The organism is uncultured Negativibacillus sp. (genome assembly GCF_944388365.1).
Lineage (GTDB): Bacteria > Bacillota > Clostridia > Oscillospirales > Ruminococcaceae > Negativibacillus.
The window spans coordinates 1-9,318 of the sequence record NZ_CALXIN010000072.1 but is presented as its reverse complement, the minus strand read 5'-3'; the positions used below and the strand labels follow the sequence as shown (position 1 = coordinate 9,318).

The 9,318-nt window shown below is 53.5% G+C and carries 10 protein-coding genes; all 10 read left to right on the top strand.

The window, feature by feature from the left end; translation table 11 throughout:
* Nucleotides 1–2: 2 nt before the first annotated feature.
* On the top strand, nucleotides 3–707 hold the full coding sequence (rpsB, locus tag Q0L39_RS09045) for a 30S ribosomal protein S2 (RefSeq protein WP_296628537.1): 705 nt from the start codon (nucleotides 3–5) through the stop codon (nucleotides 705–707).
* Between the two features lie 107 nt (nucleotides 708–814).
* Nucleotides 815–1,723 carry a translation elongation factor Ts gene (gene tsf, locus Q0L39_RS09040; RefSeq protein WP_296628535.1) on the top strand — a complete coding sequence of 303 codons (909 nt, stop codon included), beginning with the start codon at nucleotides 815–817 and terminating at the stop codon, nucleotides 1,721–1,723.
* Between the two features lie 211 nt (nucleotides 1,724–1,934).
* Nucleotides 1,935–2,639 carry a UMP kinase gene (gene pyrH / locus Q0L39_RS09035; protein WP_296628533.1) on the top strand — a complete coding sequence of 235 codons (705 nt, stop codon included), beginning with the start codon at nucleotides 1,935–1,937 and terminating at the stop codon, nucleotides 2,637–2,639.
* Nucleotides 2,640–2,695: 56 nt separating this feature from the next.
* Nucleotides 2,696–3,250, top strand: coding sequence for a ribosome recycling factor (gene frr, locus Q0L39_RS09030; RefSeq protein WP_296628531.1), 555 nt, complete (start codon nucleotides 2,696–2,698; stop codon nucleotides 3,248–3,250).
* Nucleotides 3,251–3,279: 29 nt separating this feature from the next.
* Entirely contained in the window at nucleotides 3,280–4,065 is a 786-nt protein-coding gene (locus tag Q0L39_RS09025; protein ID WP_296628530.1) for an isoprenyl transferase, read from the top strand.
* 130 nt (nucleotides 4,066–4,195) lie between these two features.
* Nucleotides 4,196–5,035, top strand: coding sequence for a phosphatidate cytidylyltransferase (locus Q0L39_RS09020; RefSeq protein WP_296628529.1), 840 nt, complete (start codon nucleotides 4,196–4,198; stop codon nucleotides 5,033–5,035).
* A 143-nt stretch (nucleotides 5,036–5,178) separates the two neighbouring features.
* Complete coding sequence (locus Q0L39_RS09015; protein ID WP_296628528.1) at nucleotides 5,179–6,330, top strand: 1-deoxy-D-xylulose-5-phosphate reductoisomerase; 1,152 nt, start codon at nucleotides 5,179–5,181, stop codon at nucleotides 6,328–6,330.
* Nucleotides 6,331–6,369: 39 nt separating this feature from the next.
* Nucleotides 6,370–7,401 (top strand): RIP metalloprotease RseP, encoded by a 1,032-nt coding sequence (gene rseP, locus Q0L39_RS09010; protein ID WP_296628527.1) that lies wholly within the window; start codon nucleotides 6,370–6,372, stop codon nucleotides 7,399–7,401.
* Nucleotides 7,401–8,486, top strand: a complete 1,086-nt coding sequence (gene ispG, locus Q0L39_RS09005) for a flavodoxin-dependent (E)-4-hydroxy-3-methylbut-2-enyl-diphosphate synthase (RefSeq protein ID WP_296628526.1) — start codon at nucleotides 7,401–7,403, stop codon at nucleotides 8,484–8,486. Before rseP ends, ispG begins: the two co-directional genes overlap by 1 nt.
* 15 nt (nucleotides 8,487–8,501) lie before the next feature.
* Nucleotides 8,502–9,318: hypothetical protein (locus tag Q0L39_RS09000; protein WP_296628525.1), on the top strand; the 817-nt coding region annotated here is incomplete at its 3' end.

Genomic DNA, 9,318 nt, shown 5'->3' with positions numbered 1-9,318 from the left:
TGCTGGAAGCAGGCGTACACTTTGGCCACCAGACCCGCAGATGGAACCCGAAGATGGCAAGATACATCTTCACCGAGAGAAACGGTATCTACATCATCGACCTGCAGAAAACCGTTAAGAAACTCGAAGAAGCTTACATGTTCGTTCGCGATGTAGCTGCTAACGGCGACAACGTACTGTTTGTTGGTACCAAAAAACAGGCTGGCGAGTCCATCAAAGAAGAAGCAGAGCGTGCAGGCGCACACTATGTTAACGCTAGATGGCTGGGCGGTATGATGACCAACTTCAAGACCATCCGCCGCAGAATCCAGAGACTGGAACAGCTGCGCAAGATGCAGGAAGACGGCACCTTCGATCGTCTGCCAAAGAAAGAAGTAGGCAAACTCGAGCTTGAAATCGAAAAACTCGAAAAATATCTGGGCGGTATCAAGACCATGGACAAGCTGCCAGGCGCACTGTTCATCGTTGACCCAAGAAAAGAAAGAATCGCTGTTGCTGAAGCAAAGAAACTGGGTATTCCGATCGTTGCTATCGTTGACACCAACTGCGATCCAGATGAAATTGATTATGTAATTCCTGGTAACGACGATGCAATCCGTGCTGTAAAACTGATTGCTGGTACCATGGCTGACGCAATCATCGAAGGCAGACAGGGCGCTCAGACCGAAACTGAGGCTCAGGAAGCTGAAGAGAAAGACGCTGAATAATTTATAAAACGTCGGACAGGGAAGTTACCGCTCCCGACAGGAGCGTCCTGTCGGGAGCTTCTTTTCTAATAAAAAGCAAACGAAACTAAAGTTTGGAGGAATTTGACATGGCATTTACAGCTCAGGACGTAAAAACACTGCGTGAAATCACCGGCTGCGGCATGATGGAGTGCAAAAAAGCACTGACCGAGGCTGACGGCAATCAGGACAAGGCAATCGAACTGCTGCGTGAAAGAGGTCTGGCTGCTGCTGCTAAAAAAGCTAGCCGTATCGCTGCTGAAGGTATCGTAAAAGCATACGTTGACACCGCTAAAAAAGTTGGCGTTGTTATCGAAGTAAACGCAGAGACCGACTTCGTTGCTAAGAACGCTGAGTTCCAGGCATTTGTTGAGACCTGTGCAAAAACTGTTGTTGAGGCAAATCCAGCTGACGTTGAAGCACTCAACGCTTCCAAAGCAGTTGGCAGCGAGATGACCATCGCTGACCTGACCACCGAGAAGATCCAGACCATCGGTGAAAACATCAAGATCAGACGTTTTGTTCGCTACGAAGGCGACGTTGCTACCTACATCCATGCAGGCGGCAACATCGGCGTTATGGTAAAATTTGATACCGACGTTGCAGACAAAGAAGGCTTCGAAGAGTACGGCAAGGACGTTGCAATGCAGATCGCTGCTGCAAACCCATCCTACCTCAACGAGTCCGAGGTTCCTGCTGAAGTTCTCGAAAAAGAAAAAGAGATCCTCAAGATCCAGGCTATCAACGAAGGCAAACCAGAAGCTATCGCTGAGAAGATGGTTCAGGGCAGAATCAAGAAGTTCTACAAAGAGAACTGCCTGATCGACCAGGAATTCATCAAAGACGGCGACCAGACTATCAAATCTTACACCGAAGCAAAAGCAAAAGAGCTCGGCGGCAAGATCGAGATCGTTTCCTTTGTTCGCTATGAAAAAGGCGAAGGTCTGGAGAAAAAAGTTGACGACTTCGCAAGCGAAGTTGCCAGCATGGTAAAATAAGACTGGACAACACGTCATTTTTCCAGGGCACAAGTGGATGAGCTTGTGCCCTGTTTTTCTGCCTGTGAAAATCTGAGGGAAATCGTCCAATCGTGACAGAAATATTTCGTATAATTTCTGCAAAGGGACGATAAGGTCTTTACATCGGTGGAGAGTTACGGTAAAATAGGAGATATAGTAAAATCCTGGTGCATAGAACAATAAATTGGGAGTGAAAAATATGTATAAGCGCGTGCTTATCAAACTGAGCGGTGAAGCTCTTGCGGGCAACAACAAAACAGGTCTGGACCACGAAACTGTCCATGCCATCTGTTCCAGCATCAAAAAGATCTATGACCTCGGCACCGAGGTGGCCATCGTTGTCGGCGGCGGCAACTTCTGGCGCGGCCGCAGCAGCGGCGATATGGACCGCACCCGTGCCGACCACATCGGTATGCTGGCAACCGTCATGAACTCGCTGGCGCTGGCTGACGCCCTCGAGCAGGTCGGCTGCGACGTCCGCGTCCAGACTGCCATCTCGATGCAGCAGATTGCCGAGCCATACATCCGCAACCGTGCAGTCCGTCATCTGCAGAAAAACCGCGTGGTTATCTTTGGATGCGGAACCGGCAACCCGTTCTTCTCCACCGATACCGCTGCTTCGCTGCGTGCCGCTGAGATCGACGCACAGATCATCCTCAAAGCAACGATGGTCGACGGCGTTTATGACAGCGATCCGCACAAGAATCCAAACGCCAAACGTTACAGCACCATCTCCTTCGATGAGGTGCTGGCAAAACAGCTGGCTGTCATGGATATGACCGCAGCTTCGATGTGCCGTGACAATCACATTCCGGTTCTGGTGTTCAGCCTGGAAGATCCGGATAACATCCTGCGCGCAGTCAGACAGGAAGATATCGGCACACTTGTAAAATAATTACCGAAAGAAAATTCTATTATTTGCCGAGCATATTCGGCAGAACGGAGGCAATTATGAAAGCACAGTACAAGGAAATTGAAGAAAGAATGAACAAGACCCTCGACTCGCTCTACCGCGAGTTCGGCACCATCCGTGCAGGCAAGGCGTCTCCTTCGGTTCTTGACCGTGTCACTGTCGATTACTACGGAGCAGCTACTCCAATCCAGCAGCTGGCTACCATCTCCACCTCGGATGCAAGAACACTGGTTATCCAGCCATGGGATAGATCCACCCTCAAGCTCATCAACAAGGCAATCCAGGCATCGGATGTCGGCATCAACCCAACCGATGACGGTTCTGTCATCCGTCTGGTATTCCCAGCACCGACCGAGGAACGCCGTAAAGAGCTGTGCAAACAGGTTTCCAAAGAAGGCGAGAGCGCAAAGGTTGCAATCCGCAATATCCGCCGCGATGCAATGGATAAGTTCAAAGCACAGAAAAAAGCAAACGAACTGTCCGAGGATGATCTGAAGAGCGCAGAAAAGGACGTTCAGGACCTGACTGACAAATTCATCAAGATGGTCGACAAAGCGGTGAAGGAAAAAGAACAGGAAGTTATGAGCCTGTAAGAAGCCGTACGGCAACGTACCCTCCCAAAATGCAGTGCCAGGCACCGCGATGCGGTGCCTGGCTTTTTAAAAGGAGTAAGGACAATCTTATGCAGAACAACCGACTGGATACAGCCGATCTGCCGGCGCATATCGGCATTATCATGGATGGAAACGGACGCTGGGCAAAACAGCGCGGCCTGCCACGCAAATATGGTCACCGCGAAGGCGCCAAAACCTTTCGGCGCATTGTGGAACACTGCGAGCGCATCGGCCTGCGTTATCTGACCGTCTATGCGTTTTCCACCGAAAACTGGAAGCGTCCCAAGGACGAGGTGGACTCGATCATGTCGCTGCTCGAGCAGTACATCGACGAGGCATTTGCGCGCCAGAAGGAGGACCAGGACATCCGCACCTGCTTTATCGGAGATATGAGCGCATTAAGCCCGATCCTGCAGCAGAAGATCCAGCGCATCGAGGCGCTGGGCAAGGATCGCACCGGATTGACGGTCAATGTGGCGCTCAACTATGGCGGACGCGACGAGCTTGCTCACGCTATGCGCGCCATCGCCGGACAGGTGCAGCAGGGAAAACTGGACCCGTCGGACATCGACGAGCAGCTGATCTCCGCACACCTCTATACCGGCGGACAGCCCGACCCTGACCTGATTATCCGTCCCAGCGGGGAGGAGCGCCTGTCCAACTTTTTGATCTGGCAGGCCGCCTATTCGGAATTTGTATTTATGGATGTGCTTTGGCCGGACTTTACGCCGGAGGACCTGGACCGCGCCATCGAGATTTATCGCGGACGCAGCCGCCGGTTTGGCGGCGTTTAATCCCACCGGTCCAAACGTTCTATCCGCAGCCTGGGGAACATATTCTGTAAACGGCTGCATCGCTTTTGGAAAAGGGATATAGACATGTGCGGCTGTATGGTTTGGCAGCCGCGGGAATGGAGAGGTTTTTGTGAAAACACGAGTGCTTTCTGCCGTTGTCGGAATTATTCTGCTGATTATTGTGCTCAATTTTTTCGAGACACCGATTCTCAACATCGCTATCATGGTGATCGCGCTGATTGCAATGCATGAGTTTTTGACGGCAACCAGAATCAGCCACAACCGATTGCTGTCGGCAGTGGCCTATTTTATGGCGGCAGTATTTCCGTACGTTCCGATGAAAAAGGAAATGAATCTTCTGCCGCTGTTTTTGCTGCCCTATATTGCGCTGCTCTTTCTGATACTGCTCAAAACCCATCAGGATACCCGTGTGGAGGACATCGCACTGGTGTTTATGATGAGCATCGGAATGACCATGTCGCTGTCGGCAGCAATCTATCTGCGGGACAACAACGGTCATGTGCTGGGCATGTACTATCTGCTGCTGGCGCTGTTCTGCGCCTGGTTCAGCGACACCGGCGCCTATTTCACCGGCAAGGCATTGGGCAAACACAAGCTGTGTCCGCTGGTCAGCCCGCACAAGACGGTGGAAGGTCTGATCGGAGGACTTGTCACCTGCGTGGTGCTCAACCTCCTTGCCGCGATGATTTTTTCCAAGGTGTGCGATGTGCTCAACGCACCCATCGAGGTCGATTATCTGCGCCTGACGGTGGTATCGCTGCTGGCGTCGCTCATCAGTGTGCTGGGCGATCTGAGCTTCTCGATGATTAAGCGCCAGTTTTCCATCAAGGACTTTGGCAAGATCATGCCAGGCCACGGCGGTGTGCTCGACCGGTTTGACAGCGTGCTGTTCACGCTGCCGTTTATCTATGCTTCGACACTGATCTTCCCGATCTGTTCCATCGCCTAATTATCCTGGAAAAAGAACGAGACAGGCGTCGGAAAATCTTCAATCACAGGACTTTTTTGAGAATTTTAACACTATCGTAAAAAAGTTATGCTATACTATCTCAGATATCCCGAACAATTCGGGAAAAACTAAAGAGGGATTCTATGAACAAGACAATTTCGATTCTGGGTTCGACCGGTTCGATCGGCACCCAGAGTCTGACCGTCTGCCGAAAGATGGGCTATTCGGTGCTGGCGCTGACCGCGCACAGCAACTGGAAATTGCTTCAGGAGCAGGTGCGGCAGTTTCATCCGCGCTATGCGGTCCTGACCGACCCGCAGGCAGCAGCCCAGCTCAAAGCAGCCGTCGCTGACACCGACACCACCGTTCTTGTAGGAATGGAAGGTGTGCTGGAGGTGGCGCAAAATCCTCAGCAGGATACCGTCATCAATGCGCTGATGGGCGTGGCAGGACTGCGTCCCACCGTTGCCGCTATTCAGGCGGGCAACAACGTTGCACTTGCCAACAAGGAGACACTGGTCGCCGGCGGCAAGCTGGTGACCGACCTGGTCAGAGAGAAAGGCGTGCTGCTCACACCGATCGACAGCGAACATTCCGCCATCTTCCAGTGCTTGCAGGGCAACGATCCTGACAGCGTGCGCCGGCTGATTATCACCGCTTCGGGCGGACCTTTCTACGGCAAAACCCAGAAGGAGCTTGCCGGCATCAAGAAGGAGCAGGCGCTCAGGCATCCAAACTGGACGATGGGCGCAAAAATCACCATCGACTCCTCCACGCTGATGAACAAAGGTCTGGAGTTTATCGAGGCGATGTGGCTGTTTTCGATGCCGCCGGAGAAGATCGACATTGTGGTCCATCCGCAGAGCATCATTCACTCGATGGTCGAGTATAACGACGGCTCGGTGATGGCACAGATGGGCGCACCGGACATGATGATTCCGATTCAGTATGCGCTGACCTGGCCGCACCGGTATGAATCCCCTGCAAAACGTCTGGATCTGCTCTCCTGTGGAGAGCTTACCTTCAAAAAACCGGATACCGAAACCTTTACCTGTCTTGCCGACTGCATCGAGGCGGCAAAACGCGGCGGTCTGTACCCCTGTGTGGTCAACGGCGCCAACGAGGAAGCGGTCTCGCTGTTTTTGCAGGACCGCATCGGCTATCTGGATCTGTTTGCGGCGGTGCGCGGTGCGCTCGACCGCTTTGACCTGGGCGATTACTCCAGCGTCGATGAGGTGCTGGATGCCGACCGCAGAGCAAGGGAGTATGTCCGGCAGCGTTTTGCAGACAGATAACTTCAATTACATCCAAGATAGAGGACTGGGAGGGATTTGATGAATCTGGTTGTAACCATCCTGCTGGCAGTGGTGATCTTTGGCGTGATCATCCTGATTCATGAGCTGGGACATTTTCTGACCGCCAAGGCGGTAGGTGTGAGCGTGCCGGAATTTTCCATCGGCATGGGACCGGAGCTGTTCCACATCACCAGAGGAGAAACACGCTACACCCTTCGTGCGCTGCCCATCGGCGGCTATGTCGCCATGGAAGGCGAGGACGAGGAAAGTCAGGACAGCCGCGCCTTCTGCAACAAAAAGCCGCTGCAGAAGATATTGGTCATTGCGGCGGGCGCCACGATGAACCTGATTCTCGGCTTTGCCATCATGCTGGGGCTAGTCATCTCCCGACCGGTCGTCAGCAGCACCCAGATCAGCTACTTTGATCCTGCTGCCGTCAGCAATGAAAAGCTGGAGCTGGGCGACGAGATCGTATCCATCAACGGATACAAGGTGCATACCGCCAACGACCTGATCTACGCCTTTGTCGATGTGGGCGCCGAGCCGGTGCAGATGACGGTCATCCGCGACGGCGAAAAGATCGAGCTGTCCGACGTCCCGTTTGACTACGAGGAGGTCGAGGACCAGGTCATCGTCAAGCTCGACTTCAAGGTGCAGGGACTGGAAAAGGCACCGCTTTTGGTGCTCAAGGAGTCCTGGTATATGACCACAGGCGTTGTCAAGGAGGTCTGGACCTCGTTTGGCAAGCTCATCACCGGACAGTTTGAGATGAACCAGCTCTCCGGTCCGGTCGGCGTGACCCAGATGATCGGAGAGGTCGCCTCCACCAGAGATTTTTCCACCATCTTTATGATGGCAGCCTTTATCACCATCAACATCGGCGTCTTTAACCTGCTGCCGCTGCCGGCGCTGGACGGAGGCAGACTGTTGTTTCTGGTGCTGGAGCTGTTGCGCGGCAAACCGGTGGCACCAAAGTATGAGGGTTATGTCCACGCAGCCGGCCTGTTTTTGCTGATGGGCCTGATGCTGGTGGTCACCTTTAACGATATTGTCCGTTTAATCAAGGGCTGATGGCCTTAAAGGAGCGAACCGACATGCAACGAAGAAAATCAAAACAGATCACGCTGGGCTCGGTGAAGATGGGCGGCGATGCACCCATCACCATCCAGTCGATGCTCAATACTCCCGCGGAGGATTTTGATGCCAGTGTCGAACAGGCCAGACGCCTGGAAGCTGCCGGCTGCGAGATCATCCGCGCTGCAATTCCAAACATGGAGTCGGTCGGACTGATCGACCGGCTCAAACAGGCGGTCGATGTGCCGATTGTAGCGGACATCCACTTTGACTACCGGCTGGCACTGGAGGCAGTGGCTGCCGGCGTGGACAAGGTGCGCATCAATCCAGGCAAAATCGGCGATGAGGACAGAGTGCGTCAGGTGGTACAGGCCTGCAAGCAGCACAATGTGCCCATCCGTGTCGGCGTCAACTCCGGCAGCCTGGAAAAACACATTCTGGCAAAATACGGCCACCCCACTGCACAGGCCATGGTGGACAGTGCGCTGTATCATACATCCCTGATCGAAAAGAATGACTACGACCAGATCGCCATCTCGATCAAGTCCTCCAACGTGCAGACGATGATCGAAGCCTACCGGCTGGCGGCGCAGCAGTGCGGCTATCCGCTGCATCTGGGCGTCACCGAGGCGGGCACTGCGCGCATGGGACTGATTAAGTCGGCGGTCGGCATCGGTTCGCTGCTGTGCGACGGCATCGGCGACACCATCCGCGTTTCGCTGACCGACGATCCGGTCAACGAGGTCTACGCTGCACGCGACATCCTCAAGTCGATCGGTCTGCGCCGCGAGGGCATCACCTTTGTGTCCTGTCCGACCTGCGGACGCACCAAAATTGACCTGATTGGTCTGGCGCAGCAGGTGGAGGAGCGGCTCAAAGACTGCAAAGCCGATTTGACGGTGGCAGTCATGGGCTGTGCGGTCAACGGACCAGGCGAAGCGCGCGAAGCCGACATCGGCATCGCAGGCGGCGACGGCTGTGCCATCCTTTTCAGAAAAGGGGAAATCATCCGCAAGATTCCCGAGGACCGTGTGGTCGAGGAGCTGGCGGCTGAGGTAGAAAAATTAGCAATACATAAATAAGGAAGGTTAAAAACAATGAATCAGAGAGCAAGCAAAAACCAGGGTATGAAAAAACCCCTCATCATCGCAGGGGTGATCGTCGTTATCGCCGTTCTGGCATTTTTGATCTACGATGAGGTCAAGGTCGGCAACTATCAGAAGGCGATCAACCAGGCAATCCAGAACACCACCGAGATCGAGGCAGGTACTTCGGTCGGCGCAACCTATGGACACACCGAAGGCGACATGGGCACTGCAAATCAGAGCCAGGTTACCCGTGAGGCATATTTTGTACGCAGCGACGACGGCATCACCTTCCAGGAAGCCACCGTCAATGAAATCAGCAGCGAAGTGCTGTCCGACTTCTTTGTAAAACCGGACGAGTACTACTACATGGGCAGCGACGGTAAATATGTCCGCACCGATCTGGAGAGCGGTCTGGGTGTTCGTCCATACAGCCTTGGCACTGCTACCTCTGAAATTGACTCCTCCATGTACAAACGTATCCGCGTAACCGAGATGGATGGTCAGGAAGCATACGAGGTTATCTACAACCGTCAGTGGCTCATCAACAACTACCAGAGCGAGAGCAGCGACGAGGAACCGATCAGCGGCAGCATCACCTATGTGATCGGATACGACGACGAGCAGAAACCATACATCCAGAAAACCAGCCAGGAAATCAACGTCCGTGTCACCGATGACGAAGGCAACAAAACCATCCAGTTGATCGGCGAAACCAGCGAGCTGACTCCAGGCAATACCGAGGAGATTCAGGCAACTCTGGACAAATACTTCGAGACCAACATCAAGAACAACTACATCGAATCCACCGAGCTGGAGGAGGAAACCA

Bases quoted from the DNA above. Each gene is read 5' to 3' on its own strand.
- Q0L39_RS09025 (WP_296628530.1), top strand. From the start codon at position 3,280: ATGCAGTGCCAGGCACCGCGATGCGGTGCCTGGCTTTTTAAAAGGAGT.
- Q0L39_RS09015 (WP_296628528.1), top strand. From the start codon at position 5,179: ATGAACAAGACAATTTCGATTCTGGGTTCGACCGGTTCGATCGGCACC.
- ispG (WP_296628526.1), top strand. From the start codon at position 7,401: ATGGCCTTAAAGGAGCGAACCGACATGCAACGAAGAAAATCAAAACAG.
- frr (WP_296628531.1), top strand. From the start codon at position 2,696: ATGAAAGCACAGTACAAGGAAATTGAAGAAAGAATGAACAAGACCCTC.
- tsf (WP_296628535.1), top strand. From the start codon at position 815: ATGGCATTTACAGCTCAGGACGTAAAAACACTGCGTGAAATCACCGGC.
- rseP (WP_296628527.1), top strand. From the start codon at position 6,370: ATGAATCTGGTTGTAACCATCCTGCTGGCAGTGGTGATCTTTGGCGTG.